A 25,401-nucleotide genomic window follows, 5' to 3' on the forward strand; every position below is an offset into this window, starting at 1 on the left:
GCTTAGGCCGAGCAGACCCCCTCAGTCGCTCCGCGACAGCTCCCCCACAGGGGGAGCATTTAGGCGCGCCGTATCGCCGCACCTGGCGAAAGCCACATTCGCTCTTACCTGTTCGTCACCTTGTTGCGGCACGGTGAGCGCATGGACGCCTTCCTCCAGACCCTGCACGACCTGGTCGTCGAACACCGCCTGCTGGTGTGCGCGATCCTGGCGCTCGTGACCCTGCTCGAAGCGCTGCTGCTGGTCGGGGTGCTGATTCCGATCATGGCGGTGATGCTGACGGCGGGGGCGCTGATCGCGACGGGCTCGCTGCATCCGGTCGAGGTGGTGGTCTGGTGCAGTATCGGCGCGGCCGCCGGCGACGCCATCTCCTACCTGATCGGCCAGAGGATCGGCGCCAAGGCAGTGCGCCATCCGGCCGTGGCCAAGCACCGCCGCACCGTGGCCCGCGCCCGGCTCTACACCCGTCGCTACGGCGTTCTGGCCCTGCTGGTCGCCCGGTATCTCGGCCCGCTGCGGCCGTTCGTGCCGATGGCGGCTGGCATGTCGCGGATGCGCGACTGGACCTTCCACGCCGCCAACACCGTCACCGCGCCGCTGTGGGTGGTGTCGGTCCTGGCCCCCGGCTACCTGGCGGCCCGCAATCTCGGCTACTGGAAGCCCGATCCCCAGTGGCTGACGGCCCTGGCGGTCGGCGGCCTGCTGCTGGTCGCCACCGTCGCCGTCGTCCGCGCCGCGCCGTTCAAGGTTCAGCCCTCGAAGGCCTAACCCGGCGCCTTGATCCGCACCCGCGCGCTGGCCGCCCGGCCCTGGGCGTCGACCACCCGCAGCTTGTAGAAGCCCGCCGCCGCCGGCCGCCAGATCGGCTTGCCGCTGACCGGATCGCTGTCCAGCGGCGCGCCGTTTACGTACCACGACAGGTCCTCGCCGCCGGCCGCCAGCACCAGGCCGCGCGCGCCCTTGCCCAATCCCTCGACCTGCACCGTCGCCCCGTCCGGCGGGAAGATCAGGCGCGGGCCTTCGTCGGCGACGGTCTGCAGGCGTTGCAGGGCGCCGGGCGCCGACTTCGGCGCGATCGGGCGCGGGGCGGTGGGCGGCGCGCCGACCAGGTCGGCGACGTCGAACAGCGTGGGCAGGGCCGCGTCGCGTCCCGTCAGCCCGCCGCGCGCCCCGCCGTCGGCCCGGCCGGTCCAGACGACGATGGCGTGGCCTCCCACGACCCCGGCCGCAACCGCGTCGCGGAAGCCGTAGGAGGTGCCGGTCTTGAAGGCCATGGCCGGTCCGCCCCGGGTCAGGGCCGAGGGGGCGCGGCCGCGCGGGCCGGGGGCCTCGCGCAGGATGTCGAGCACCTGGTTCACCGCCTCGGTCCGGGCGATGCGGGTTCCGCCCTGGCGCTCGCGGGCCTTGGCCTCCTCGACCGTATAGGCCAGCGGCTTGGCCACCCCGCCGTCGCCGAGGGCGGCATAGAGGGTGACCAGATCGCGCAGGGTGATGCCGGCCCCGCCCAAGGCCAGGGCCAGACCGGCGGCCTTCACCTCGGCCTTGGGGCGCAGCAGCCTGACGCCGCCGGCCTCGAGCCGGGCGGCGAAGGCCTCGGGGCCGATCTTCTCCAGGGTGGCGACGGCCGGCACGTTCAGCGAATAGGCCAGGGCCTCCCGGGCGGTGACCTTGCCGTGGAACACCCGGTCGAAGTTCTCCGGCTGGTAGTCGGCGAAGCGCGTCTGGGCGTCGTCGATCTGGGTGTCGGGGGCCAGCATGCCGTCGTCGAAGGCGAACGCGTAGACGAAGGGCTTCAGGGCCGAGCCTGGCGAGCGGGCGGCGCGGGTCATGTCCACCCAGCCGCCGGGGCGGTCGCGGCCGGCCGAACCGACCAGGGCCCGCACGGCCCGGTCCTTGATGCGCACGACGATGATGGCCGAGGTCGCCTCCGGGCCCTGGCTGGCGGCGACGGCGGCGGCCATCGGTTCGAGGCGCGCCTGGAGGTCGGGATCGATCGTGGTGATCACGCTGGGCCGGTCGGCGGGCGCGGCGGCGGCGAGCTGGCCTGATAGGTGCCAGGCCATGGCCGGGAAGACGCTGCGGCGCGGGATCGGCTCGCCCTCGGCCTCGACGGCGGCGATATCGGTCAGAACCCCGGCGCGGACCATCTTGTCGAGCACCGCGCGGCGGGCCTCGCGCGCGGCTTCCGGCCGGCGGTCGGGGCGGCGGCCTTCGGGGGCCTGGGGCAGGGCGATCAGCAGCGCCTGCTCGCCGTCGGTCAGGCTGGACGGCTCGTGGCCGAAATAGGAGAGGCTGGCGCCGCGCACGCCTTCCAGATTGCCGCCATAGGGCGCCAGGGTCAGGTAGAGCGCCAGGATCTCGTCCTTGCTCAGCCGGCTCTCCAGCTGCACGGCGCGGACCATCTCGATCAGCTTGCTGCCCAGGTTGCGGGGGCGAGGCTCCAGCAGGCGGGCGGTCTGCATCGACAGGGTCGAGGCGCCGCTGCTGACCCGGCCGTGGACGATCGCCGAGCCGGTGGCGCGGACCAGGGCGATCGGATCGACCCCTAGGTGCCAGCGGAATCGGGCGTCTTCCACCGCCACCAGGCGCTTGAGGAAGGTCGGGTCGGTGCGCTCCAGATCGGCCCGCACGCGCCAGCGACCGTCCTCGACCGGCAGGGCGAGCAGCCACGCGCCGCGCTCGCCCAGCACGACGGGCGAGGAACGCCTGGCGCGGCCCATGTCCGGCGGGAAGGCGGCGCTGGCGGCGAAAAGCACGACCTGGGCCGCGAGGAAGCCGGTCAGCAGGCGTACGATCAGCGGGACTTTCCCCTCCCCCTCGATGGGGGAGGGGTCAGGGGTGGGGGTGACTTCGGAGCTGGCGGTGGTCACGGCGCTTCACCTTCAAGCGCTGTCACCCCCATCCCCGGCCCTTCCCCCATCAAGGGGGAAGGGAGCAGTTCCAGCATCATTGCCCGGCGATCGTCGTGCGGCCGGCGTCCGAGCGGGCGGAGATGCTCGGGCGGTACATGTCCTTGGCCACGGCCCCGGGCAGGAAGAACTCGCCCGGCGTCACGGCCCGCGCGATGTAGGCCATGGCGAAGGGCTTGTTGCCCTCCAGGTCCAGCGCGGCGATGTAGCGGTCGTCGCGGCTTTCCTGGGCGTCGGGGCTGGACAGTTCGCCGAGGAACCTGAACGGCCCGTTCTGGGCGTCGTCGGCGCCGAGCGGGGCCTCGATCTCGAAGCCGGCCGGCAGGGCGTCGTCGACCACCAGGGCGGTCGAGCGGGCCTGCAGCGACCGGCCCTGGATCAGCACGATCACCCGCTCGCCCTGGCGGACGGCGAAGGGATCGACCGCCCCGCCGCTCATCGTGAACAGCCTCTTGCTCACCGTCAGGCCGTTGCTGGAGGCCCCGGGGGCGAGGATCGGCGTGCCGCGCACGCTGACCGTCCGCCACAGGGCGCCCTTGCCCCTGTTGGTGAACTTGGCGTCGGCCAGCTTGCCCACGGCCCAGCGCGGCGCACCGGCCGCCGGCGGCAGGCCGCGGGCGCCCTGGGCGTCGATGCTGATCGGGCCGGCGGCCTTCATCAGCTGATGGGCGGCGAACAGCAGCTGGGCCTGTTCCTGGGTGTTCAGGGCGTCGGGATCCTTGACCACGTTCTCCAGGCGGCCTTGCAGGCGGGCGGCGATGTCGGTCTGGCCGGCCTGGACCGCCAGGGCCGTGACCGCGGCCACGTCGCGCAGCGGGCTCTGATACCAGTCGTACTCGTCGCGCCAGTTCAGGGAGTTGACCGCCTGGCGCATGGCCGAGCGGGCCCGGGCGTGGTCGCCCATCAGGGCGAGGCCGGCGGCGACCTGGGCCTTGGCCAGCGGCTGGTCCTCGTCCTTCATCTGCACGTCGTGCCACCAGCGCAGGCGGGCCAGGTCCCCGCGCCCGGCCTTGGCCAGGACGTAGAGGGCGTAGGCGCTGGCCCGCCGGCGCATGCGCTGGGTGGCCTTCTTGCTTTCGTCCTCGTTGCGGCCCCACCAGGAGGGATATTCCATCCGGTAGGCGACCGAGGCCCAGCTGTCGGGACGGCTGATCTGGCGCATGGCGTTCAGCGCCTTGTCCAGGGACTCGTCGGGCACCGCGACGCCTTGGGCCTTGGCTTCCAGCAGGAAGTCAGTGGCGTAGGCGCCCAGCCAGGCGTCGGCCTCGCCGTCGCCGACCCGCCACAGGCCGAAGGCCCCGTCGAGGGTTTGGCGGTCCAGCAGGCGGCCCACCGCATTGGCCAGGGCGGCCGGGGTGCGCTTGAGCTTCGGATCGTTGGAGACGCTCTGGGCGTAGAGCAGCGGATAGGCGGTCGAGACCAGCTGCTCGGTGCAGCCGTAGGGATAGCGTTGCAGGGCCACCGCGATCGCCGACGGGTCGAAGCCCTTGAACGGCGAGTAGCTGACCTGCAGCGTCACATCCCCGGCCGCCAGGCCCGAGAGCAGCTGGTAGTTGGGGGTGTAGGTCGCGCCAGGCGCTTGCAGCTCGGTGGTGGTGCGCACCACGTCGCCCCAGCCCAAACGGGTCTGGATCGGATAGTCCTTGGCCGTTGCGAAGCCCGGGCCGCTGACCTTGAAGCCGATCTTGCCGATGCCGGTGACGTCGGGCGCCAGGAAGGGGATCTTCTCGGCGACGCGCTGGCCCAGGACCAGGGTGATCACCTTTCGGAAGGCGACCTTCAACCCGCCGGAGGCATTGGCCTCTGCGGTGTAGGCGCCGGGCTTGCCCTCGACATTGTGCAGTTCCAGCGTCGCGGTCGGCTTGTCGCCGGGCGACAGGAAGCGCGGCAGATTGAGGTCGGCGACCACCGGCTGGCGCACGGTCAGGGGCTTGGAGCCCGAGCCGACGGCGTTGTCGGTCCAGGCCACGGCCATGATCCGCAGCTCGCCGTTGAAGTCGGCGGCCGGCAGCTTGATCGTCGCCTTGCCGTCGAGGCCGGTCTCGACCACGCCCGACCACAGGGCCACGGTCTTGATCGGTGTGACCGTCAGGCCCTCGCCGCCCAGCTCGTCGCCGCCGAAATTGACGTTGGCCGGCGCGCCCATGTTGGGGTCGAGCAGGCGGCCGTAGTCGTCGCGGTAATTCAGGGTCAGGGCCCGCTTGCCGAAGTACCATTTCACCGGATCTGGGCTTTCCTGGCGGGTCAGGCGCAGCACGCCCTCGTCCACCGCCGCGACGGTGACATGGGCCTTCTGGCCAAAGCCCAGCCCCTGCACCTTCAGCGGGATCTCGACCATCGCCTTGGAGTCGATCTTCGGCGGCGTGCCAATATCGACCGTCAGCTTGCGGCCCTTGGGTTCCAGCGGCACGTAGACCAGGCCCAGGGCCCGCTTGGGCTTGGGCGAGGCCACGGGGTCGCGCGGCTGGATGACGGTGACCATCACATAGGCCCCGCCGCCCCAGGCGGCGCTGGTCTTCAGCTTGACGGTCGTGCCCTTCTCGCCGACCGACACGGTCTGGAAGTCGATCAGCCGGTCGGTAGCCACGGCGATCTGGGCCAGGCCGGCATAGGGGGCCTTCAGGGCGATCTCGACGGTGTCGCCCTGCGCATAGGCCTTGGTCCCGGCCGAGACACGGACGAAGTCGGGGGCCTCGGCGTCCTTGGCCGGCGAGCCCCAGCCCGACGAGAACCGGGTGATGGTCTTGGTCCCTTCGGCGCCCTCGATGACCAGGCGGTAGTCGCCCCAGCCCAGGCGGCGGTTGACCCGCGCGCCCTGGCCGGCCGAGACGTTCAGCGCGCCCTTCATCACCACCGCGTCGCGGCTGGTGCGCCGCCACTGCCAGCGGCCGTCCTGCTGGAACCAGTCGTAGTTCCAGTTCTCGCTGATCAGGGTGTAGTTGGCGGTGGTCGAGATCCGCTTGCCGGCGGCGTCGACGGCGATGATGTCCAGGCTGACCGGCGGGTCGCCGCGGTCGTTCTGGCCCTGCTCGACCTTGACGCCGTAATAGATCGGCTTGCCGCGGACCTTGAGTTCAAGGCCCTCGCGCACCGGCCGGCCGCCGGGTTCGAACACCGAAGCCGTGACGGCCGCGACCAGGGGCTGGCCGGTCTCGCCGACGTCGCTGGTGCCCAGGTTCAGAACCGCCCGACCCTCGCCGTCGGTGACGGTGTTGCCCAGCTCGATCAGCTTTTCGTCGAACGGCGCCTGGGCGTCGCCCCACTCGTAACCCTTGAACTGCGGGAAGGGGTCGGTATCGCGGCGCAGGCGGGCCTCGCCCTGCGTCTGCAGGCCCGAGCCCGGCGCGCCGTAGAGGAAGCGGGCCGAGACGTTGATCTGGCGGGTCTCGCCGATCCGGATCGGCGCGCTCTCCTGGCCCGTGGCGGTGACCGCCAGACGCTGAGGCGCGAAGTCCTCGACGCTGAAGCTCAGCGAACCGGTCGAGGCCTCGATGCCCTCGATATGCAGTTCCGCCGTCCAGCGGCCGCGCGGGGCGCTGCGGGGCAGGGCGATGTCGATCGGCACGGCGCCGGCGTTGGCCTGGCCGAACCACCAGCGCTTGTACTCGACGCCCGAGGGGCGCTTGACCAGGATGTAGCCCTTGCGGTCGTTGACCGCCTTGGCCATGCGGTCGCGGACCATGGCCGTCAGGTGCACGGTCTCGCCGGGGCGATAGATGCCGCGATCGGCATAGAGCCAGCCGTCGATGTCGCTGCCGACGGCGCGGCCGCCCTCGCCCTCGGTGCGGCCGCCGACGCCCTGCTTGGACAGGTCGACGGGCGAGCGGTCGAGGTCGAGCACCGACAGGTCGCCTTGCGGGCCATAGGCCATGACCATCTTGGCGTGCTCGGCGCCTTCGCCCTCCAGCAGCGGGCGGGCGAAGCGGACACGGCCGTCGGCGTCGCTCTTGACCTCCGCCAGGGGCTCACCGTCGCGGGCGACCAGGGCCACGCGCACGCCCGACACCGTCTTGGCGGTCTTCAGCGAGCGGACCACGACGTCCAGCGCCTCGGAGCCGTCATAGGCGATCAGGGCCATGTCGGTGAACATGATCCAGCGCCGGGCCTGGGCCGGCGGGGTGTCGCCCTCGCCGTCGGGATCGCGGCCGCCTGAGGCGTCGCGGGCCTTGATGACATAGGCGCCGGGCTTCATCTCCTTCAGCACCGCGCCCAGCGGGAAGACGGTGGTCGCCTTCTGGCCGGCCGCGCCGTCGACCGACACCTCGCCCTTCCAGATCCGGCGGCCGTCGTCATTGGGGCTGTCTTCGCCGTAGTCGCTGTTCCAGTCGCCCTCGCCGGTGGGGTCGGGGGCGCTGATCGACTTGCGGACCAGGTTGCGGTCCGACACCCGCCAGACCTCAACCGCCAGCTTGGAGACGTTCATGGTCTCGATGGCGACGCCGTCGGATTCCTCGCGCGGCAGGATCACCCCGTCGCCGGCGAAGCCGACGTAAGGGGGCTTCTCCCCGAAGGTGAAGTCGACGTCGGCGTTGGCGGAGAGGGTCTCGCCGCCCTTGGCGGGCAGGCCCTTCAGCAGGGTGACGCGGTGGTCGGTGAAGCCCAGGCCGCCGACGCACAGCTCGTCGCCCTTGACCCGCACGGCCGGGGTGCGGCCGAGCTCGGGCGAGACCATGACGAAGTCGGCATAGGCCTTGGACGCATCCAGCGCCCGGCTCATCTGGATACAGGCCAGCGGGTCGCCGCCGGAGCTGTCGATGCGGGTGCGCCAGACGGCGAAGCCCTCGGGCTTGGGGACGCCGCGCCGGCGGGCGTCGGCCGAGCGCGGCTTGCCGAACAGCGACCAGGCCTCGCCCTTGACCGCGCCGCCGCTTGACGCTGTCTGGGCCCGACCGCCGCCGCCGAACCAGCCGAGATCGGCGGTCTTGGCGGCCACGAAGCCGCCGCCGAAGCCGACGACCAGGGCCGCCGCCGCGATGGCCGCGGCCGGGGTTTTCAGGTGCGGTTTCAGGCGGGTCCAGACGGAGGCCTTGGCGGGGCCGCTGGCTTGCGGCGTCTCGTCCGTCGACATCCGTCGTCTCTCCCAAATCGCATGCGAAAACAGCGAGGTTTGGGGGACTTGAACCTAAGCGCGAGCGGGGGTCAACGGCGCCGCCGTGACATCCCGTCCGGTATCATCATACGTCGAACTTCACCTCGGCCGTCGACAGGTCGTAGCAGGCCGACAGGACCTTCAATCGTCCCTGGGCGATGCGTTCGGCCAGGGTGCCGTCGCAGACCTTCAGGCGGGCGGCGGTGTTGCGGACGTTGCGGCGGATGGCGGCGTCCTGCAGGTCGGCAGGGTGGTCGCTCTCGGCGTCGAACACCGCCGGCAGGATCGGCAGGATCATGTCCTGCAAGGCCCCGTGCAGGTGGGCGTGCTTGGTGGCGACATCGACGGCCGCGCCCACGGCGCCGCACTTGGTGTGGCCCAGCACGACGATCAGCGGCGCGCCCAGGTGCTCGACGGCGTAGAGGATCGAGCCCAGGCCTTCCGGACCGACGGTCGAGCCGGCGACGCGGACGATGAACAGTTCGCCCAGATTGCAGTCGAAGATCAGTTCGGGGGCGGTGCGGCTGTCACTGCAGCCGACGATCACGGCGAACGGTTTCTGGCCGCCGGCCAGTTCCGAGATGCGGGCCACCGAGGGCAGCATCAGGCTGGCGCCGCCGCGGGCGAAGATAGCGTTGCCGTGCTTGAGCCGGCCCAGCGCCTCGTCCGGGCTGACGGCCGGCGCCGCCTCGACCTTGACGCCGGAGACCTGGGTCGGTCCGGCGGCGGGCGCGCCATGGGGCGCCTGGCCCTCCATCGGCGGCACGCTGGAGACGGCCTTGTCCAGGGCGACCTTGTCGGTCGCCTGGGTGGACAGGGCCTTGGTGACCCGTCGGGCCTTGCGGGCCTGCGGCGTCACCGCCGGCAGTTCCGGTACGTGCAGGCCTTCGGCATAGGCGAGCGCGGGCGCGGCCAGGCCAACGCCCAGCGCGCCCAGAAGGGTGCGTCGTGAAACCATGGTCTTCCCCCGAAGCCGGTGAATGTCGGGCTCGACCCTAGACGCGGGAGGGTTAATCCCCCGGCAACGCTGAGGCTCGCCCTAAAGCGGCAATTCGACGCGTTTGACCACGGTGCGCATGGCGATCGACGAGCTGACCCGCACCACGCCGGGGATCCGGGTCAGTTCCTGGCTGTGCACCCGCTCCAGGTCGTCGACGTCGGCCACCACGAGGCGCAGCAGATAGTCCGAGCCGCCGGTCATCAGGTAGCATTCGGCCACCTCGCGCACATTGGCCACGGCCTTCTCGAAGGCGGTCAGGGCGGCCTCGGCCTGGGACGACAGGGTGACGGTGACGAAGACGCTGAGCGGCAGGCCCACGGCCCGCTCGTCGATCACCGCGGCGTAGCGGCCGATGACCCCGGACTCCTCCAGCGCCCGCACCCGCCGCAGGCAGGCCGACTCCGACAGGTTGGCCGCCCTGGCCATGTCGACATAGCTGGCCCGACCCTCGCGCTGAAGCAGGCGGAGGATCTTTCGGTCGAAGATGTCGAGCGTCACCGGGGATTTCTTCAACGATCCGGCCCTTCTGCGCAGGATTCCTGCATACACTGTTTTTTGAAGGGCGAAAGAACCAGGAAACCTGCGAACGGAGAGGCGTACACCAACGTTAAAGCTCAAAAGCGAGGAAACATCATGCGCGTTGGCGTCCCCTCCGAGATCAAACCGGGCGAGCACCGGGTCGGCCTGACCCCCACGGCCGTCCGCGAATACGTCGCCCATGGCCACCAGGTGCTGGTGCAGCAGGGCGCAGGGCTCGGCGCCGGCTATGCCGACGACGCCTACGTCAAGGCCGGCGCGACCATCGCCCCCGACGCCGACGCGGTGTTCGCCGGGGCCGAGATGATCGTTAAGGTCAAGGAGCCCCAGAAGATCGAGTGGGAGCGCCTGACCGACCGCCACATCCTCTTCACCTACCTGCACCTGGCGCCCGATCCGGCCCAGACCGAAGGCCTGCTGAAGAGCGGCTGCGCGGCCATCGCCTACGAGACCGTCACCGATGCGCGGGGCGGTCTGCCGCTGCTGGCGCCGATGTCGGAAGTGGCCGGCCGCATCGCCGTGTTCTCGGCGGCCGAGACCCTGCTCAAGCACAATGGCGGCATGGGCCTGCTGCTCAGCGGCGTGCCCGGCGTGCCGCCGGCCCGCGTGGCGGTGCTGGGCGGCGGGGTGGTCGGCTCCAACGCCGCCCGCATGGCCGCGGGCCTCGGCGCCGAGGTGGTGGTGCTGGAACGCTCGATCCCGCGCATGCGCGAGCTGGACGACCTGTATCAAGGCCGCATTCTCACGCGCTACTCGACCTTCGCCGCGGTGGAGGAAGAGATTCTCAAGGCCGACGTGATCATCGGCGCGGTGCTGACGGCCGGCGCCGCCGCCCCCAAGCTGGTGCGCCGCGAGCATTTGTCGAAGATGAAGCCGGGCTCGGTGCTGGTTGACGTGTCGATCGACCAGGGCGGCTGCTTCGAGACCAGCCATCCGACCACCCACGCCGAGCCGACCTACACGGTCGACGGCGTCGTCCACTACTGCGTGGCCAACATGCCGGGCGCGGCCCCGCGCACCTCGTCGGAAGCCCTGGGCAACGCGACCCTGCCGTTCGGTCTCGCCTTGGCCGACAAGGGCCTGAACGCGCTGAAGACCAATGTCCACCTGGCGCGGGGCCTCAACGTCCTGGCCGGCAAGCTGACCCATCCGACCGTGGCCCAGGCGCTGGGCAAGGAGTCGGTGGATCCCTATGGGGCCTGGGCGTAGGCTACCAAACTCCCGTCATTCCCGCCCTTGTGGCGGGAAACCCTGGCTCCGCCTGCAAGTGAGGCGCAAGCGGCGTGCTGAGCACGCCGCCGCACTCTCACGTGCGGCTGACAGAGGGGTTCCCGCCACAAGGGCGGGAATGACGGGAGATTTGGGAATGTGTGCGGGTTAAACCCCCGCCATCTCCTCGATCACCTTCAGCGCCGCCTCGCGCGGGTCGTTGGCGGCCGTGATCGGGCGGCCGCAGACCAGGTGGCTGGCGCCGGCGGCGATGGCGTCGGCGGGGGTGGCGGCGCGGGCCTGGTCGTTCTTGGCCGACCAGAAGGGGCGCACGCCCGGGGTCACCACCAGGAAGTCCGGACCGCCGATCTCGCGGGCGAGCGCCGCCTCGTGCGGCGAGGAGACGATGCCGTCGACGCCGCACTCCACGGCCTGCCGGATGCGCCGCTCGACCAGGGCGCGGGCGCTGAAGGCGTAGCCCATCTCGATTAAATCAGCGTCGGTCAGGCTGGTCAGCACGGTTACGGCCAGGATCTTCAGGTCCGAACCGGCCTTGGCCTTCACCGCCGCCCGCATCACCTGCGGCTCGGCGTGGACGGTCAGCAGGTCGCAGCCGGCCCCGGCCAGCACGCGGGCCGAGCGTTCCACCGTCGCGCCGATGTCGTGCAGTTTCCAATCGAGGAACACCTGCTTGCCGGCCTTTTTCAGGTCGTCGGCGAAGGCCATGCCGTCGGTGGCCAGCAGCTCCAGGCCGATCTTGTAGAACGACACCGCGTCGCCGAGCTGGTCGACCATGTTCCGCGCATCGGCGACCGTGGGCAGGTCCAGAGGGACGATCAGGCGCGGATCGGCGGTCATGGCAAGGCTCCGGGTGTGGCGCGCACGATCGCATCACCCTAAAGAGGGCGGGCTTCCGCGCGGACATGAAGGTTGAGGACGTCGAATGAGCCAGGCCGAACTCGCCGTCAACTTCTTCGTCGCCCTGTTCGCCCTGATCGACCCGATCGGCAACGTCCCGCTGTTCGCCGCCGCCACCCTGGGCGCGGCCTCGGCGGGCCGGCGGATGGTGGCCGTCTATATCGGCCTGTTCGTCCTGGCCTTCCTGGTGTTCTTCTACTTCACGGGCGTTTCCTTGCTCGAGTTCTTCGGCATCTCGATGCCGGCCTTCCGCATCGCTGGCGGCATCATCCTGTTCATTCTCGGCCTGGACATGGTGCGCGACGACTTCACCACGATGTTCGCCGACGCCGCCGAGGGGATCGAGAACCAGTCGGCCCGGGTCTACGCCAAGCAGCGCTTCGAACGGCTGATCGTGCCCTTCGCCATGCCGCTGCTGATCGGCCCCGGGGCGATCTCGACCGTGATCATCTACGCCAGCGAGGCCAAGGAATTCGGCCTGGCCGGGATGGCTATCGGCGTGGGCGTGATCGCGGCGGTGTCGCTGGTGCTGGTCGCCACCTTCTGGGCCGCGCCGGTGATCAGCAAGGTGCTGGGCCGCATCGGCATGAGCATCGTCGTGCGGGTGCTGGGCCTGATCCTCTGCGCCCTGGCGGTGCAGTTCGTGCTGATCGGCGTGGGTGATGCGACGCGCGGCCTGATCCGCGCGGACGCGAAGGCGCCTTATGCGGCGGATAAGTAGTCAAGGCGAAGCGATTGTCCTGAGGCGGGCTCTGGCGTCGGCCAGGGCCGCTTCGACCAGTTCGAGCGGCAGGGCCTGCTCGAACTGAGACACCGTCATCGGACCGCCGTCTTCATGCTGAGCGATCTCCATCACCAGTTCCATGTCGTCGGTGTTGCGCACCTCGATCATTACGGTGTCTCGCGAACCGTTGTCGGTGAAGTATAGGGTCCAGGATCGCCAGCCTGTTCGAAGACCGGCATGCTCATACCTTCCTGAACTTGCCGCCCTGGCTGGCGATCAGGGCCAGGGCCCATTCGTCGGGGATCAGCTTGGCCAGCACGGCGATGGCCTTGTTGGGCGCGCCGGTGACGCAGACGGGGCGGTTGGCCTCGGCGGCTTCGTAGCCGGCGGCGGCGACCTCGTCGGCGCCCAGCCACATCCAGGCCGGCAGGCTCTGGCTGACCTGGGCGCGGGTGCCGTTGACGTCGTGGAATTCCGACAGGGTGAAGCCGGGGCACAGGGCGCTGACGTGCACGCCGGTCGCCAGGTTCTCCAGGTGCAGGCTCTGGGAGAACTTCACCAGGAAGCTCTTGGTCGCCGCATAGAGGGTGTGGCCGGCCGAGCCGGGCGCCAGGCCGGCCAGCGAGGCGACATTGACGATGCGGCCGAAGCGGCGCTCGACCATGCCCGGCAGCACCTTGTGGGTCAGGGCGCAGACCGAGGTCAGCATCACCTGCAGGAAGGTCGACTGGTCGGCCCAGGTCGTCTTGTCGTAGGCGCCGGGCAGGCCGTAGCCGGCGTTGTTGACCAGGGCGTCGATCTCGCGGCCCTCGGCGGCGATCCCGGCCAGGACCGTATCGACGCCGGCCGGATCGGCCAGGTCGGCGGCGATGGCGTAGGCCTCGACCCCGAAACGCATGCGGATCTCGGCGGCCAGGGCCTCCAGCCGGTCGAGCCGGCGGGCGGTCAGGGCCACGTCGTAGCCGTGGCTGGCGTAGATGCGGGCGAAGGCGGCCCCGATGCCGGCGGAGGCGCCGGTGATCAGGGCGAGGCGGCGGGCCATGGGGGTCGAGGATCCTGCGAACGAAGCGTCACAGGAGTCGAGCACGCCGGACCCGCCGGTTCAAGACATAGGGGTGGGCGGGTGCGGAGGAACCATCCGTTGGAGCGCGGGTGGATGGCTCCTCCGCGAAGGCGCGCCCCTTGGGGGAGGGGACGGGCGCGCCGAAACATCATCAGAAGTCATCGCCCACATGAAGCGGGCGATGACTTCCAAGTTTGGGCCTTAAGCCGCGTCGCTGAGCGCCGGCTGGGCGCCGCGGGTCCAGCGGACGGCGGCTTCGGCCACGCGCACGCCGAGCAGGCGGGCGGTTTCGCGGTCGCCGGCCGGCGGGGTGATCTCCGGCGAAGCATTGTCCGACTGGGCGGCCAGGCCGACGAACGAGCCGACGCGGTTGATGGTTTCCGGACCACGCTCGGCGGCGGTGACGTTCGGCGGGGCGATGCCGAGGTTGATCCAGTTCATGCCGTGCTGGGCTGCGAGGATGGCCAGGCTGTTGAGGGCGTGGGCCTTGTCGCCGGAGAAGCTGTGCGAGTTGGTGAAGCCCGCGGCCAGCTTGTCCTTCCAGGCGCCGGTGAAGAAGGCGGCCGAGGAGGCGTCGGCGAAGACTTTGAACACGCCCGAGACGTCGCCCATGTAGGTCGGCGCGCCGAACACCACGGCGTCGGACTTGGTGACGGCGTCGAGGATCGGCTTGAAGTCCTGGCCGGCGCTCTCGATGGCCAGCAGGACCGGGGTCTGGCCGGCGTCGCGGACGCCCTGGGCGACCTTGTCGGCGAGGACGGCGGTGTGGCCGTAGCCCGAGTGATAGACGATGGCGACCTTGGTGGTCATGGCGGATGTCCCTTGGGGAGAATGATGTTCGCCGATCAGAAACTGTATCGGTAGCGATTACGTAATAGCGCCCGCCGGACTCACCAGGGGTAATCGCAACAATTTCTGATGCAGTTTTTCTGCGTGGCGCTTTTAGGCGCTCTTCAGCACGGCCTGGGCTTGCGCGGGATCGGCCAGCAGGTCGGCCACCGAGATCTGCGACAGGCGCGCGGCGGCGGCGGCGTCGGCGGCGATCAGGGCCGCGCGGACGGCGTCGGGAATGCGGGCGCCGACGGGGCAGCCCTTCACCCCGGGCGGGGCGACGCCGAGATTGGCGCAGCCGTGAACGGCCCGCAGCACGGTGTCGAGGGTGATGTCCGCGGCCGGCCGCAGCAGCCAGGCGCCGCCGTTGGCGCCGGCGCGCGCGCCGATCAGCCCCGCCTTGCCGAGCATGGCGGTGACGCGCCGCACCACCACCGGATTGGTGGGCACGGAGGCCGCGAGTTCGGCGCTGGCCACGGCGCGGTCGGGGCTGAAAGCCTCCTTGTGCGCCAGATAGGCCAGGGCGTGAGCGGCGACGGGGAACTTCTGACTGTCGGACATGATCTTCTGCTAAGTCCGGAACGTAAGGGGGGAACGTGTGCGTTGAAACAAAAACCGTAAAGGCATGCGGCCAAGGTCGCGATTGAACCCGGATCGGATTGGGTGTATCGCGCCCCGCTTGATCGATATGGGGCTTCGCGCGCGATTTTCGAGAGCGCGGCCCCGGAGGGATTAAATGGCTTCCGAAGCCTCCGGCGTTTCGACTTCTGAAAACGCCTCCGTCGCGGCGTGCGACATTCCCCATCAAGGCGGCTCCGCCAATGGTCACGGTCCAAAGGGCCATGGCACGTTCGCGCTCGCTTTGGGCTCGGTCGGGGTCGTGTTCGGCGACATCGGCACCAGCCCGCTCTACGCCTTCAAGGAGGCGCTGCACGTGGCGGCCTCCGACGGCGTGACGCGGGCCGAGATCCTCGGCGTGGTGTCGTTGGCCCTGTGGGCGCTGATCCTGGTCGTCACGATCAAGTACGTGCTGTTCATCATGCGCGCCGACAACAAGGGCGAGGGCGGGGTGCTGTCGCTGATGGCCCTGGCCCAGCGGGCCATGGGCCGGCGCACGGCCCTGGTGTTCGGCCTGGGCGTGATCGGCGCGGCGCTGTTCTACGGCGACGCGGTGATCACCCCGGCCATGTCGGTGCTGTCGGCCGTCGAAGGCCTGCGGACCATCCCGGCCCTCGAGCACGGCATCAGCACCCAGGCGGTGCTGCTGATCGCCACGGTGATGCTGCTGGGCCTGTTCTTCATCCAGAGCCGCGGCACGGCCAAGGTCGGCCAGCTGTTCGGACCGGTCTGCGCGGTGTGGTTCGCGGTGATGGCGGCCTTGGGCGTCTTCCACCTGGCCGACCACCCCGGCGTGTTCCGGGCCATCAACCCCTATTACGCCGTCCACTTCCTGCAGCATCACGGCATGGCCGGCTTCATCGTGCTGGGCGCGGTGTTCCTGACCGTCACCGGGGCCGAGGCCCTGACCGCCGACATGGGCCATTTCGGCCGCTGGCCGATCCAGGCCGCCTGGCTGTTCTACGTGCTGCCCTGCCTGGCGCTGAACTATCTGGGCCAGGGCGCCCTGGCCCTGAACACCCTGGTCGCCGCCGAGAAGGCCGGCGTGCCGTTCCAGGAGCTGAACTGGTTCTTCGAGATGGCGCCCGACGTCCTGCGTCTGCCGCTGGTGATCCTGGCCGGTGCGGCCACCGTCATCGCCAGCCAGGCGGTGATCACCGGCGCCTTCTCGCTGACCCAGCAGGCGATCCAGCTGGGCCTGCTGCCGCGCATGGACGTGCGCCGCACGTCCGAGACCCAGTCTGGCCAGATCTTCGTGCCGCAGCTCAACACCATGCTGCTGCTGGGCGTGCTGGCGGTGATGTTCACCTTCAAGACCTCGTCGGCCATGGCCCACGCCTACGGCCTGGCGGTGACCGGCACGATGGTCGTCACGACCGCCATGGCCTTCATCGTCATGCGCCAGCTGTGGAAGTGGAAGCTGCCGGCGGCCCTGGCCTTCCTGATCCCGTTCATGACGCTGGACCTGGTGTTCCTCAGCGCTAACGCCCTGCGCTTCTTCACCGGCGGTTGGCTGCCGGTGTTGATCGGCGCGGCGCTGTTCACGATCATGGCCACCTGGGTGCGCGGCAGCCAGATCCTCAGCGAGAAGACCCGCCGGGACAGCGTGCCCTTGGCCGACCTGATGGAGATCTTGCGGGCCCGCGCCCCGCACCGTGCCCCCGGCACGGCGATCTTCCTGACCTCCGACCCGGACATGACCCCGGTCGCCCTGATGCACAACCTCAAGCACAACAAGGTGCTACACGAGCGCAACGTGGTGCTGACCGTGCGCACGGCCGAGACGCCGCGCGTGCCCGAGGAGGACCGCATCAAGACCTTCAAGGTCAATGACGACTTCAAGAAGGTCGAGATCTACTACGGCTTCATGGAAAGCCCGAACGTGCCCAAGGCCCTGGCGCTGCTGCGGAAGCAGCAGGGGCTGAAGTTCGACATCATGGCGACCAGTTTCTTCCTCGGCCGCCGCTCGATCGTGCCGTCGGCCAATTCGGGCATGCCGCTTTGGCAGGATCGGCTGTACATCTTCCTGATGAAGAACGCGGCCAACCCGACCGACTTCTTCAAGATCCCGCCCGGCCGCGTGGTCGAGCTCGGCGCCCAAGTCACTGTCTGAGGCTGACCCGGTAGATGGATATTTTCGGTGTCATCGGCGACGTGCTGTGGATCCTGGCCCTGTCGATCATGGCCGGGGCCTCGCGCATGGCGTGGAGGCGGATCCCCAAGGGCGAAGCGACTCCGGTCGCCTGGGCGCCGAAGGGCGAGACCCTGCTGCGCCTGCCGCGCGGCCCGGCCCTGGTGCTGCTGCCGGCCGGCGCCTTCGCCATCAGCCTGTACCTGCTGGTCGAGAGCCGCCAGGCCGAGGGCCTGACCCTGCAGCTGACCATGCTGGGCCTGCGCGCCACCCTGGCGGCGATCCTGGCGGTGATCCATCTTTCCCAGGTTCGGCGGGCCCTGAACCAGCTGGCCGCCGAGGGCAAGATTCGGCTCTAGCCCGGCTTCGCGCCCCGCTCGTGTTTCCCTCGTCGCAAAAGCGCGCTAAACGCCCCGCGACTTTGTGTTTTCGCCTTCGACAAGGACCCCGCTCATGGCCGACAAGCCCGTGAAGAAGGTCGTGCTCGCCTATTCGGGCGGTCTCGACACCTCGATCATCCTCAAGTGGCTGCAGACCGAGTACGGCGCGGAGGTCGTGACCTTCACCGCCGATCTGGGCCAGGGCGAAGAGATCGAGCCCGCCCGCGCCAAGGCCCTGGCCGCCGGCGTGAAGCCCGAGAACATCTTCATCGAGGACGTGCGCGAGGAATTCGTGCGCGATTTCGTGTTCCCGATGTTCCGCGCCAACACGGTCTATGAAGGCCAGTACCTGCTCGGCACCTCGATCGCCCGTCCGCTGATCGCCAAGCGCCAGATCGAGATCGCCCGCCAGGTCGGCGCCGACGCCGTCAGCCACGGCGCCACCGGCAAGGGCAACGACCAGGTCCGCTTCGAGCTCGGCTATTACGGCCTTGAGCCCGACATCCACGTGATCGCCCCGTGGCGCGAGTGGGACTTCAAGTCGCGCGAAGCCCTGCTGGAGTTCGCCGAGAAGCACCAGATCCAGATCGCCAAGGACAAGCGCGGCGAAGCGCCGTTCAGCGTCGACGCCAACCTGCTGCACTCCTCGTCGGAAGGCAAAGTCCTGGAAGACCCGGCGGTCGAGGCCCCCGAGTTCGTCCACATGCGCACCATCGCGCCGGAAGACGCCCCCGATAAGCCGCACGTCTTCACCATCGACTTCGAGAAGGGCGACCCGGTCGCCATCGACGGCGTGAAGTTGTCGCCGGCCGCCCTGCTGACCAAGCTGAACGAGCTGGGCCGTGACAACGGCGTGGGTCGCCTCGACCTGGTCGAGAACCGCTTCGTCGGCATGAAGTCGCGCGGCGTCTACGAGACCCCGGGCGGCACCATCCTGCTGGCCGCCCACCGCGGCATCGAGAGCATCACGCTGGACCGCGGCGCCATGCACCTGAAGGACGAGCTGATGCCGAAGTACGCCACGCTGGTGTACAACGGCTTCTGGTTCACGCCGGAGCGCGAGATGTTGCAGGCGGCCATCGACTACAGCCAGAAGAAGGTCACCGGCCAGGTCCGCGTGAAGCTCTACAAGGGCAACGTCACGGTCATCGGCCGCGAGAGCCCCTACAGCCTTTACGACCAGGACCTCGTCACCTTCGAAGAGGGCAAGGTCGCCTACGATCACCGCGACGCCGGCGGCTTCATCAAGCTCAACGCCCTGCGCCTGCGCGTGCTGGCCAAGCGCGACCAGCGCGGCTGAGGCTTTTCGAAGCGTCGATGAGATCGAGCCCCGCCGGAAACGGCGGGGCTTTTTCTTTGTCGAAACCTTACGCCGGGCGGCGGCTAGTGCAGGACCTGGCAGCCGTGCGCCGAGACATAGCTGGCGTCGACGCGCCAGCGGCCTTCCTTCTCGCGACGCAGGAAGACGGGGCCGCAATCGACGTCGACGACGGCGCGATCGCCGTCCGGACTCAGGGCGACGCGACTGTACGCATTGCCGGTTTCCCCTAGCCGGTGGCGCAGGTTCTTGCAGCTGCGCAGCGAGACCGGGCGATGCTTGCGCTTCGCATCTTCCAGGGTGGCGCGGTAGTCGGCGAGCGTGTCGCCGCCGGGCGCGGGGGCCGCGACGCTGCGAATGGGGCCGGAGGTGGGGCCGGCCAGCTGCTCGATGACCGCGCATTCGCCCGGTTCGGCGGTCGCGAGGCGTCGCTCGCCAGCGGCGGCCTGTGCGTCGGTCGCCAGGGCGGCGGCCAGCAGCAGAACGGGAATGGACCGGATCATGTCGTCTTCGTTCCTTCGCTCAGCTCGCCGCCGGCTGCACCAGGTTCGGCGCCAGGTTGACGCCGGTGCGATTGTAGATCGCCCAGCCGATCACCTGGAACACGGTGTTCAGCAGGTTCTGGCCCAGGGCCAGGGTCATGAACTGGGTGAACTGGATCGTCTGGTTGAAGGCCAGTTCCTGGTTGTGGAGGATCAGGTCGGCGGCCTGCGGCGTGATCTGGTGATTGGCCAGGGCGGTCTGGGTCTGCACCGTGGCCTCGGCCAGGCTGCGCAGATAGCCCGGCACGACAGTCTTGTTGGCGTTCCACCAGTCGGTGGCCGTGGCGCCCAACTGCTGTTCCAGCACGGTCGCCAGCTGGTCGGCGTTGTCGACCTGCAGGGTGGAGAAGTCGATGCTCATCGGGGTCTCACCTGGGCTTCATGGCGGTGACGGCCTTGGCCGCCTGATCGCAGCTGACCATCAGGGCGGTGGTCGCGCCGGTGTTGGGGACGATGCCGGCCAGCTGGTGCAGCTGGGCCAGGCCCTTGACCTGAGCGCTGCACCCCTGGATCAGCGCCACCTCGTCGGCGATGGCCTTCTGGGCCGGCTTGGCGGCGTAGGCTGGCTGCCGGCCCGCACGGCGGCGACGGCTAGGGCGGCCTGGATGTCGGCATAGGTCCCGATCGTGGCGGGATAGGTGGCCTTGTCGGTGTAGAGCCCCATCTCGGCCTGGGCCGCCAGCTTGGCCACGCCCTCGTAGGCGGTGGTGATCTTGCTATCGAGAACCGGGTCGTCGGGCGGGGCGAACACCGCACAGCCGCTGATCGCCGCCAACCACAAGGCGCAGGCGAGGCCCGCCACGGGTCGTTGCATCATCCCGATCATTCCGCCCTCCCCGAAAGAGCGCCAAGGTGGCGCCCCGCCGAGAGGGCCTCAAGCTCAAAGTTGTATCATCTGGAGGTGCGCTTTTGGAGGGAGTGGTGTCAGCCGCCGCAGCCGGCCGGCGGCCCCTCGGCCTTGGAGGCGGCGATCTCGGCCTTGGCCTTGTCGAGGTCGGCCTGGAAGGCCGGATCGGCGTGCAGCCGCGCCACCATCACCCCGCCCAGCAGCCGGCCGGCCTCCAGGTCGCTGGGGAAGTGGACGCCGCAGATCACCCGGCTGTCGCCGAACTCGCGACCCCGCGCGGTGATCTCGGCCGCCCGCTCGGGCACCAGCTCGGCCAGGACCAGACCCCAAGACCAGCCGATCAGGGCGTGGCCGGAGGGATAGGAGCCCTCGGTCTCGATCCAGCTCTCGCGCGGCACGCAGATCGGCTTGGTGTTGCCCACCGGCGGCCGCGGCCGCGAGAAGGCCTGCTTGGCCGGGCGATAGATCGTGCCGGCGTCGTCGGTCAGCCGCATCAGAAGGTTGGCCAGGGTCGGGGTCTTGTCCGGGCTGATCGTCACCTTGGCGGCGCAGGAGAAGCTCTTGAAGCCATTGGCGCCCGACAAGTCGGCGTCGGCGATCGCCTTGTCCCAGGCCGGCGTGCCGGCCAGCTTGCGGCTGTCGTCGAAGGCGGCCCGGTCGGCCTTGCCGCGCGGGGAGTCCGGCGCTGGCGGCGGACCGACGATGCCCGGCGCGTCGAACGGCGCGGCCAGGGTCAGGTAGCCCTTCGGCGGCTTGGTCCAGGTGGTCGATCCGCCGGCCTGGGCATAGGGCTTGGCCGGGGCTTTCGGCGCGGCCTCGCCAGTCAGCTGGGCGCAGCCGGCGAGCAGGATCATGGCCGAGAGGGGGAGGAGCGACGAAAAACGCATCATGAAGAGCCCGGACTGAGGTCGTCAGGACACAGAACGGCCGCTCGCGCCCGCGTCAAGCGAAAGCGGATTGACGGCGAGATATGTTATTTCATAACAGTCATTCGCCGCTCCCCCGGCCAGTTCCAGGATCCGTCGTTCATGACCCGCCGCAACTTCACCCGTGGCCACGCCTTCGCCGCCGCCAGCCTGATCGCCCTCGCGGCGACGTCCTCGGCCTGGGCCGCCGACACCGCCGCCGCGCCGACCGACGCCGCCGCCGCCGACCAGGGCGACACCTCGGTCTCCCAGGTCGTCGTCACCGCCGCCCCCTACGCCGTCTCGCTCGACAGCGTGACCAGCAGCGTCAACGTGCTGACCCGCGACAAGCTCGACCTGGCCCCGCCGGCCGGCCTGGGCGACGTGCTGAACGGCCTGCCGGGCCTGCGCTCCACCTTCTACGGCCCCGGCGCCTCGCGTCCGGTGATCCGGGGCCTGGCCGGTCCGCGGGTGATGGTGCTGCAGAACGGCGTCGGTCAGGTCGACGCCTCGTCGCTGTCGCCCGACCACGCGGTGGCCTCCGATCCGGCCGAGGCCTCGCGCATCGAGGTGCTGCGCGGCCCCTCGACCCTGGCCTATGGCGGCTCGGGCATCGGCGGCGTCGTCAACATGCTCGACGAGCGCGTGCCCTCCAGCCGCGCCAAGAACGGGATCGAGGGCCGCATCGCTGCCTCGGCCTCCAGCGTCGACGACGGCTGGGGCGTCAGCGGCGCGGCCAAGTTCAACGCCGGCCCGCTGGTCTTCGCCGTCGACGCCGACCATCGCCAGAGCGACGACTACGAGGTCCCGACCGCGCCGGTCTCCTCGCGCCTGGCCGCCCGCGACGGCCTGACCGTCGATCCGAGCAAGACCGTGCGCAACACCGATGTCGAGATGGACGCCTACGGCGCCGGCGTTTCCTATGTGCACGACACCGGCTTCTTCGGTCTGTCGGTCAAGCGCACCGACACCACCTACGGCGTGCCCTACGAGCAGATCCTGTCGCCCATCGATCCCGACGCCGAGGGTCCCGTCTCGATCCACCTGCAGCAGACCCGCTACGACCTGCGCGGCGAGCAGGAACTCGACAATCCGTGGTTCGAAAAGGTCCGCGTCTCGATCGGCCATGCGGACTACGAGCACGCCGAGGTCAGCGTCGAGGACGGCGAGGTCGGCACCCGCTTCCTGTCGGATGGCACCGAGGGCCGCGTTGAGCTGGTCCACCGCGAGCATGAAGGCCACCAGGGCGCCATCGGCTTCCAGGCCCTGACCCGCACCTTCGAGGCCATCGGCGACGAGGCCTTCGTGCCCAGCGTCGACATCAAGGAATACGGCGTCTTCACGCTGCAGCGCCTCGACCGCGACACCTGGGGCGTGGACGCGGGCCTGCGCTTCGACACCCGCTCGCTGGAGACGGCGACGCAGAAGCGCGAGTTCGACAACGTCTCGGCCTCGCTGGGCCTGTTCTACAAGCCGGCCGAGCACCAGTTCTACGCCCTGACCCTGTCGCGCAACGGCCGCGCCCCGACCGAGTTCGAACTGTTCGCCGACGGCCCGCACCCGGGCACCGGCGGCTACGAGAAGGGCGACGACAGCCTCGATTCCGAAACGGTGACCTCGCTGGAGGCGACCTATCGCTGGACCGGCGATCGCCTGCGCGTCGAGGGCCACCTGTGGGGCGCCTGGTACGACAACTTCATCGAGGAAGCCCCGACCGGCGCGGTCGAGGATAATCTGCCGGTGTTCCAGTACTACCAGACCGGAGCCAAGTTCCACGGCGCCGAGCTCGAGCTGGGCTGGAACGCCTGGCGCTCGGGCGAGCAGGCCCTGCGCCTGGAAGGCGTGGCCGACTATGTGCGCGGCGAGACCGATCTGGGTCCGCCGGCCCGCATCCCGCCGTGGTCGGTGACCGGCCGGGCGATCTGGACCATCTCGCGCGTCGAGAGCGAACTGGAGCTGCGCCACGTGGCCGAACAGGACAGGGTGGCGACCTACGAGCTGCCGACCGACGCCTATACGACCGTGAACCTGAAGGTGACGGTGAAGCCGTTCGCCGACCAGCCGCTGCGCTGGTTCGTCGAGGGCCGCAACCTGACCGACGAGACGGTGCGCGAGCACGCCTCGTTCCTGAAGGATTTCGCGCCCTCGCCGGGCCGTTCGATCCGTACCGGGATCGCCTGGCGGTTCTAGGTCTTTCCAGGGTCTGGAGACGCCGCCGCTTTCGCTTCACGAGCGAGAGCGGCGGCCCGTCTTCCCTCTCCGGACGTGTCGATTGCCGGGATATCGCAGATCGGCTAGAAGCGCTGACCACCAAAGGCCGCCTAGAGCGATAGAGCGTCCGTCTTCTTTAGCCCTTCTGTAGAGCTTCTTATGGAAACGACCCAGACCGCCGGCGGCATCACCGGCAACGTTCTCTTCTATTCGACGCCTGAGCCGCTGAATCGCGAGCAGCACGGCAAGCTGGGTCTGGTCCATCAGGATAAGCCCTACGGCTTCGCCGCCGCCGGCACCGCCGTGCCGCTGACTGTGACCGAATTCGGCCCGGCCGCCCTGTCCTACCCGATCATCTTCGCCGGCGAAGAGCGCACCCCGCTTGCGGTGATGGGCCTGAACCAGGGCGAGAACCTGTTCATCCACGCCGACGGCTCGACCGAAGTCGGCGTCTACATCCCGGCCTATGTCCGCCGCTATCCGTTCGTGCTGGCCAATGACGACGCCCAGGGCCGGATGATCGTCTGCATCGACCGCGGCTCGAGCCTGCTGTCGGAAGCCGGCGAGACCCCGCTGTTCGACGCCAAGGGCGAGCCGACTGAATACACCCAGAACTGCATCAAGTTCTGCGACGACTTCGAAGTCGAGCGCCGCCGCACCGACTCGTTCGTGCAGCTGCTGAAGGACAACGACCTCTTCGAACTGAAGACGGCCACCTTCACCCCGCAAGGCGCCGACGGCCAGCCGGGCGCGCCGCAGACCGTGGCCGAGTACTACGGCGTCTCGGAAGAGAAGCTGAACGCACTGCCGGTCGAGAAGCTGAAGGAATTCCAGGCTTCGGGCGCCCTGGCCCAGATCTACGCCCACCTGGTGTCGCTGGTCGGTTGGGATCGCCTGATCGCCATCACCATGCTGCGCCAGTCGCAGGCCCCGGCCGCCAACCTCAACTGAGGTCCCGCGCGCCCGCCAGGGTGAGCATATAAAGAAAGAGGGCGGCGGATCGCAGGATCCGCCGCCCTTTTCGTTTGTGCCGTCTTCCTAAGGCGGCGTCAGTGCACCGACACCGGCGCCAGTTCGTGGGCCAGGGCGGCGGCCACGGCCGCGTCGCGGTCGGTCAGCACCGCCAGGCGGGCCCCGTCGGCCCGGCACACGGCATAGAGCGTCTGGTCGGGGGCCAGGTCGAACTCCTCCACGCCTTCGGGCGCGTCGGCGAGAATCTCGGCGGCCTTGATCGGACGCACATAGACGAGGTCGGGAGCGCCCAGCGCGGCGAAGGCCTCGGTCGAGAAGAACGGCGTGTGCGAATTGGGTGTCATGTGACCACCTCCTTCGAATAGGGAACGCCCCTGGGGGCCTGCGGTTCAGGCGGGCTTGGGAGGCGGGAGCGCGCGGGCCTCAGCCCTGCGAGCGGATGGGGATTCGCTTGACCTCGCGCTCGGGCGGCGGGCGGGCGACATCGACGTGCAGCAGGCCGTGCTCGAGGGTGGCGGCCGCCACCTCCATGCCTTCGGCCAGAACGAAGGTGCGCAGGAAGCCGCGGGCGGCGATTCCCCGGTGCAGATAGGCGCGGTCGGCCTCGCTCCGGCCCTCGCCGTCGCGACGGCCGGCGACGACCAGCTGGCCGCCCTCGACCGTGACCTGCAGCTGGTCGGGCGAAAAGCCGGCCACGGCCAGTGTAATGCGCACCCCGTCGTCGGTCTGCTCCACATTATAGGGAGGATAGCTCTCGCCGGCGGCCTTGGCGGCGCGCTCGATCAGGTCTCTGGTGTGTTCGAAGCCCAATAGGAAGGGGCTGTCGAACAGGATGGTCCGGGTCATGCGAAGTCCTTCGCTCTAAGCGACTTCGTTCGCGGAGATTCGGGCCCTGGAGCGGCGCCCCGATTCCGCAACGCTTCACAGGAAGTGGAGACGGGACGGCGCGCGTTCAAGGCGGGCGCGTCGGGCGCTCTCTATGGAGGGGCGTTGCGAAAGCCCGTGCGGGCGGGCCTCTCTATATAGGGAGAGGGTGGAAAGAGGCGGTCGGCGCGGCCGTCCGTCGCGGAATCTTCGACATGTGCATCTTCGCGCTTGTCATCGTCCCGTCACCGTCCTATATGCGCCCTCCGCTCGGAACGGCGCTGACGAAGACGCCCGAAACGAAGCCGAAAGGCCTTGCTTCGGATGGATCTC

24 protein-coding genes are annotated in these 25,401 nt (G+C 69.6%); 8 read left to right on the forward strand and 16 right to left on the reverse strand.

What is annotated here, in order from left to right; genetic code table 11:
- Nucleotides 1-141: 141 nt before the first annotated feature.
- Nucleotides 142-768, forward strand: coding sequence for a DedA family protein (locus I4Q42_RS07620; RefSeq protein ID WP_198575453.1), 627 nt, complete (start codon nucleotides 142-144; stop codon nucleotides 766-768).
- On the opposite strand, the gene pbpC is transcribed toward I4Q42_RS07620, so the two are convergent.
- From pbpC to I4Q42_RS07640, 4 genes are all read right to left on the reverse strand, one after another.
- Complete coding sequence (gene pbpC / locus I4Q42_RS07625) at nucleotides 765-2,822, reverse strand: penicillin-binding protein 1C (protein ID WP_332873041.1); 2,058 nt, start codon at nucleotides 2,820-2,822, stop codon at nucleotides 765-767. The genes I4Q42_RS07620 and pbpC overlap by 4 nt on opposite strands.
- A gap of 124 nt (nucleotides 2,823-2,946) precedes the next feature.
- The gene (locus tag I4Q42_RS07630) at nucleotides 2,947-7,977 is read right to left on the reverse strand and encodes an alpha-2-macroglobulin family protein (RefSeq protein ID WP_198575455.1); all 5,031 of its coding nucleotides are present in this window, start codon (nucleotides 7,975-7,977) and stop codon (nucleotides 2,947-2,949) included.
- Nucleotides 7,978-8,083: 106 nt separating this feature from the next.
- A complete protein-coding gene (locus I4Q42_RS07635; protein WP_198575456.1) occupies nucleotides 8,084-8,956 on the reverse strand; it encodes a carbonic anhydrase in 873 nt (290 codons plus the stop codon).
- 81 nt (nucleotides 8,957-9,037) lie between these two features.
- Nucleotides 9,038-9,511: an Lrp/AsnC family transcriptional regulator gene (locus tag I4Q42_RS07640; RefSeq protein ID WP_198575457.1), complete on the reverse strand. Its 474-nt coding sequence runs from the start codon at nucleotides 9,509-9,511 to the stop codon at nucleotides 9,038-9,040.
- Nucleotides 9,512-9,631: 120 nt separating this feature from the next.
- Between I4Q42_RS07640 and ald the strand changes: the two genes are divergently transcribed.
- Entirely contained in the window at nucleotides 9,632-10,744 is a 1,113-nt protein-coding gene (gene ald, locus I4Q42_RS07645; RefSeq protein ID WP_198575458.1) for an alanine dehydrogenase, read from the forward strand.
- A gap of 168 nt (nucleotides 10,745-10,912) precedes the next feature.
- On the opposite strand, the gene pyrF is transcribed toward ald, so the two are convergent.
- The gene (pyrF, locus tag I4Q42_RS07650) at nucleotides 10,913-11,602 is read right to left on the reverse strand and encodes an orotidine-5'-phosphate decarboxylase (protein WP_198575459.1); all 690 of its coding nucleotides are present in this window, start codon (nucleotides 11,600-11,602) and stop codon (nucleotides 10,913-10,915) included.
- A gap of 85 nt (nucleotides 11,603-11,687) precedes the next feature.
- Here pyrF and I4Q42_RS07655 point away from each other — a divergent pair, with 85 nt between their 5' ends.
- Nucleotides 11,688-12,383, forward strand: coding sequence for a MarC family protein (locus I4Q42_RS07655; protein WP_198575460.1), 696 nt, complete (start codon nucleotides 11,688-11,690; stop codon nucleotides 12,381-12,383).
- Here I4Q42_RS07655 and I4Q42_RS07660 read toward each other — a convergent pair whose 3' ends face one another.
- The 4 genes from I4Q42_RS07660 to I4Q42_RS07675 form a co-directional block, all read right to left on the reverse strand.
- Nucleotides 12,384-12,554, reverse strand: coding sequence for a hypothetical protein (locus I4Q42_RS07660; protein ID WP_198575461.1), 171 nt, complete (start codon nucleotides 12,552-12,554; stop codon nucleotides 12,384-12,386).
- A gap of 73 nt (nucleotides 12,555-12,627) precedes the next feature.
- On the reverse strand, nucleotides 12,628-13,428 hold the full coding sequence (locus tag I4Q42_RS07665) for an SDR family NAD(P)-dependent oxidoreductase (protein WP_198575462.1): 801 nt from the start codon (nucleotides 13,426-13,428) through the stop codon (nucleotides 12,628-12,630).
- A gap of 222 nt (nucleotides 13,429-13,650) precedes the next feature.
- On the reverse strand, nucleotides 13,651-14,259 hold the full coding sequence (locus I4Q42_RS07670; RefSeq protein ID WP_198575463.1) for a flavodoxin family protein: 609 nt from the start codon (nucleotides 14,257-14,259) through the stop codon (nucleotides 13,651-13,653).
- Between the two features lie 132 nt (nucleotides 14,260-14,391).
- Complete coding sequence (locus tag I4Q42_RS07675) at nucleotides 14,392-14,841, reverse strand: Rrf2 family transcriptional regulator (RefSeq protein ID WP_198575464.1); 450 nt, start codon at nucleotides 14,839-14,841, stop codon at nucleotides 14,392-14,394.
- Nucleotides 14,842-15,016: 175 nt separating this feature from the next.
- Between I4Q42_RS07675 and I4Q42_RS07680 the strand changes: the two genes are divergently transcribed.
- The 3 genes from I4Q42_RS07680 to I4Q42_RS07690 all read left to right on the forward strand — a co-directional run bounded on the left by I4Q42_RS07680 (nucleotide 15,017) and on the right by I4Q42_RS07690 (nucleotide 18,709).
- Nucleotides 15,017-17,011 carry a potassium transporter Kup gene (locus I4Q42_RS07680; protein WP_198575465.1) on the forward strand — a complete coding sequence of 665 codons (1,995 nt, stop codon included), beginning with the start codon at nucleotides 15,017-15,019 and terminating at the stop codon, nucleotides 17,009-17,011.
- 14 nt (nucleotides 17,012-17,025) lie between these two features.
- The gene (locus I4Q42_RS07685) at nucleotides 17,026-17,388 is read left to right on the forward strand and encodes a hypothetical protein (RefSeq protein ID WP_198575466.1); all 363 of its coding nucleotides are present in this window, start codon (nucleotides 17,026-17,028) and stop codon (nucleotides 17,386-17,388) included.
- A 94-nt stretch (nucleotides 17,389-17,482) separates the two neighbouring features.
- Nucleotides 17,483-18,709, forward strand: a complete 1,227-nt coding sequence (locus I4Q42_RS07690) for an argininosuccinate synthase (RefSeq protein WP_198575467.1) — start codon at nucleotides 17,483-17,485, stop codon at nucleotides 18,707-18,709.
- 83 nt (nucleotides 18,710-18,792) lie between these two features.
- On the opposite strand, the gene I4Q42_RS07695 is transcribed toward I4Q42_RS07690, so the two are convergent.
- The 5 genes from I4Q42_RS07695 to I4Q42_RS07715 all read right to left on the reverse strand — a co-directional run bounded on the left by I4Q42_RS07695 (nucleotide 18,793) and on the right by I4Q42_RS07715 (nucleotide 21,006).
- Nucleotides 18,793-19,230, reverse strand: a complete 438-nt coding sequence (locus tag I4Q42_RS07695) for a hypothetical protein (protein ID WP_198575468.1) — start codon at nucleotides 19,228-19,230, stop codon at nucleotides 18,793-18,795.
- Nucleotides 19,231-19,249: 19 nt separating this feature from the next.
- Nucleotides 19,250-19,630: a hypothetical protein gene (locus I4Q42_RS07700; RefSeq protein WP_198575469.1), complete on the reverse strand. Its 381-nt coding sequence runs from the start codon at nucleotides 19,628-19,630 to the stop codon at nucleotides 19,250-19,252.
- A 7-nt stretch (nucleotides 19,631-19,637) separates the two neighbouring features.
- Nucleotides 19,638-19,790, reverse strand: coding sequence for a hypothetical protein (locus I4Q42_RS07705; protein WP_198575470.1), 153 nt, complete (start codon nucleotides 19,788-19,790; stop codon nucleotides 19,638-19,640).
- Nucleotides 19,781-20,086: a hypothetical protein gene (locus tag I4Q42_RS07710; protein WP_198575471.1), complete on the reverse strand. Its 306-nt coding sequence runs from the start codon at nucleotides 20,084-20,086 to the stop codon at nucleotides 19,781-19,783. Before I4Q42_RS07710 ends, I4Q42_RS07705 begins: the two co-directional genes overlap by 10 nt.
- A 107-nt stretch (nucleotides 20,087-20,193) precedes the next feature.
- Nucleotides 20,194-21,006 carry an acid phosphatase gene (locus tag I4Q42_RS07715; protein ID WP_198575472.1) on the reverse strand — a complete coding sequence of 271 codons (813 nt, stop codon included), beginning with the start codon at nucleotides 21,004-21,006 and terminating at the stop codon, nucleotides 20,194-20,196.
- A gap of 138 nt (nucleotides 21,007-21,144) precedes the next feature.
- On the opposite strand from I4Q42_RS07715, the gene I4Q42_RS07720 reads away from it, so the two are divergent.
- Together I4Q42_RS07720 and I4Q42_RS07725 are read left to right on the forward strand one after the other, a co-directional pair.
- A complete protein-coding gene (locus I4Q42_RS07720) occupies nucleotides 21,145-23,211 on the forward strand; it encodes a TonB-dependent receptor (RefSeq protein WP_198575473.1) in 2,067 nt (688 codons plus the stop codon).
- Nucleotides 23,212-23,391: 180 nt separating this feature from the next.
- The gene (locus I4Q42_RS07725; RefSeq protein WP_198575474.1) at nucleotides 23,392-24,183 is read left to right on the forward strand and encodes a SapC family protein; all 792 of its coding nucleotides are present in this window, start codon (nucleotides 23,392-23,394) and stop codon (nucleotides 24,181-24,183) included.
- Between the two features lie 98 nt (nucleotides 24,184-24,281).
- Here I4Q42_RS07725 and I4Q42_RS07730 read toward each other — a convergent pair whose 3' ends face one another.
- Nucleotides 24,282-24,548, reverse strand: coding sequence for a DUF1150 family protein (locus I4Q42_RS07730; protein WP_198575475.1), 267 nt, complete (start codon nucleotides 24,546-24,548; stop codon nucleotides 24,282-24,284).
- A 79-nt stretch (nucleotides 24,549-24,627) separates the two neighbouring features.
- Nucleotides 24,628-25,050 carry an Hsp20 family protein gene (locus I4Q42_RS07735; protein ID WP_198575476.1) on the reverse strand — a complete coding sequence of 141 codons (423 nt, stop codon included), beginning with the start codon at nucleotides 25,048-25,050 and terminating at the stop codon, nucleotides 24,628-24,630.
- Nucleotides 25,051-25,401 lie beyond the last annotated feature (351 nt).

This window comes from Caulobacter hibisci (assembly GCF_016135805.1).
GTDB classification, from domain to species: domain Bacteria; phylum Pseudomonadota; class Alphaproteobacteria; order Caulobacterales; family Caulobacteraceae; genus Caulobacter; species Caulobacter hibisci.

Bases quoted from the DNA above. Each gene is read 5' to 3' on its own strand.
- I4Q42_RS07620 (WP_198575453.1), top strand. From the start codon at position 142: ATGGACGCCTTCCTCCAGACCCTGCACGACCTGGTCGTCGAACACCGC.
- I4Q42_RS07630 (WP_198575455.1), bottom strand. From the start codon at position 7,977: ATGTCGACGGACGAGACGCCGCAAGCCAGCGGCCCCGCCAAGGCCTCC.
- I4Q42_RS07635 (WP_198575456.1), bottom strand. From the start codon at position 8,956: ATGGTTTCACGACGCACCCTTCTGGGCGCGCTGGGCGTTGGCCTGGCC.
- ald (WP_198575458.1), top strand. From the start codon at position 9,632: ATGCGCGTTGGCGTCCCCTCCGAGATCAAACCGGGCGAGCACCGGGTC.
- pyrF (WP_198575459.1), bottom strand. From the start codon at position 11,602: ATGACCGCCGATCCGCGCCTGATCGTCCCTCTGGACCTGCCCACGGTC.
- I4Q42_RS07655 (WP_198575460.1), top strand. From the start codon at position 11,688: ATGAGCCAGGCCGAACTCGCCGTCAACTTCTTCGTCGCCCTGTTCGCC.
- I4Q42_RS07660 (WP_198575461.1), bottom strand. From the start codon at position 12,554: ATGATCGAGGTGCGCAACACCGACGACATGGAACTGGTGATGGAGATC.
- I4Q42_RS07665 (WP_198575462.1), bottom strand. From the start codon at position 13,428: ATGGCCCGCCGCCTCGCCCTGATCACCGGCGCCTCCGCCGGCATCGGG.
- I4Q42_RS07670 (WP_198575463.1), bottom strand. From the start codon at position 14,259: ATGACCACCAAGGTCGCCATCGTCTATCACTCGGGCTACGGCCACACC.
- I4Q42_RS07675 (WP_198575464.1), bottom strand. From the start codon at position 14,841: ATGTCCGACAGTCAGAAGTTCCCCGTCGCCGCTCACGCCCTGGCCTAT.
- I4Q42_RS07680 (WP_198575465.1), top strand. From the start codon at position 15,017: ATGGCTTCCGAAGCCTCCGGCGTTTCGACTTCTGAAAACGCCTCCGTC.
- I4Q42_RS07685 (WP_198575466.1), top strand. From the start codon at position 17,026: ATGGATATTTTCGGTGTCATCGGCGACGTGCTGTGGATCCTGGCCCTG.
- I4Q42_RS07690 (WP_198575467.1), top strand. From the start codon at position 17,483: ATGGCCGACAAGCCCGTGAAGAAGGTCGTGCTCGCCTATTCGGGCGGT.
- I4Q42_RS07695 (WP_198575468.1), bottom strand. From the start codon at position 19,230: ATGATCCGGTCCATTCCCGTTCTGCTGCTGGCCGCCGCCCTGGCGACC.
- I4Q42_RS07700 (WP_198575469.1), bottom strand. From the start codon at position 19,630: ATGAGCATCGACTTCTCCACCCTGCAGGTCGACAACGCCGACCAGCTG.
- I4Q42_RS07710 (WP_198575471.1), bottom strand. From the start codon at position 20,086: ATGATGCAACGACCCGTGGCGGGCCTCGCCTGCGCCTTGTGGTTGGCG.
- I4Q42_RS07715 (WP_198575472.1), bottom strand. From the start codon at position 21,006: ATGATGCGTTTTTCGTCGCTCCTCCCCCTCTCGGCCATGATCCTGCTC.
- I4Q42_RS07720 (WP_198575473.1), top strand. From the start codon at position 21,145: ATGACCCGCCGCAACTTCACCCGTGGCCACGCCTTCGCCGCCGCCAGC.
- I4Q42_RS07725 (WP_198575474.1), top strand. From the start codon at position 23,392: ATGGAAACGACCCAGACCGCCGGCGGCATCACCGGCAACGTTCTCTTC.
- I4Q42_RS07730 (WP_198575475.1), bottom strand. From the start codon at position 24,548: ATGACACCCAATTCGCACACGCCGTTCTTCTCGACCGAGGCCTTCGCC.
- I4Q42_RS07735 (WP_198575476.1), bottom strand. From the start codon at position 25,050: ATGACCCGGACCATCCTGTTCGACAGCCCCTTCCTATTGGGCTTCGAA.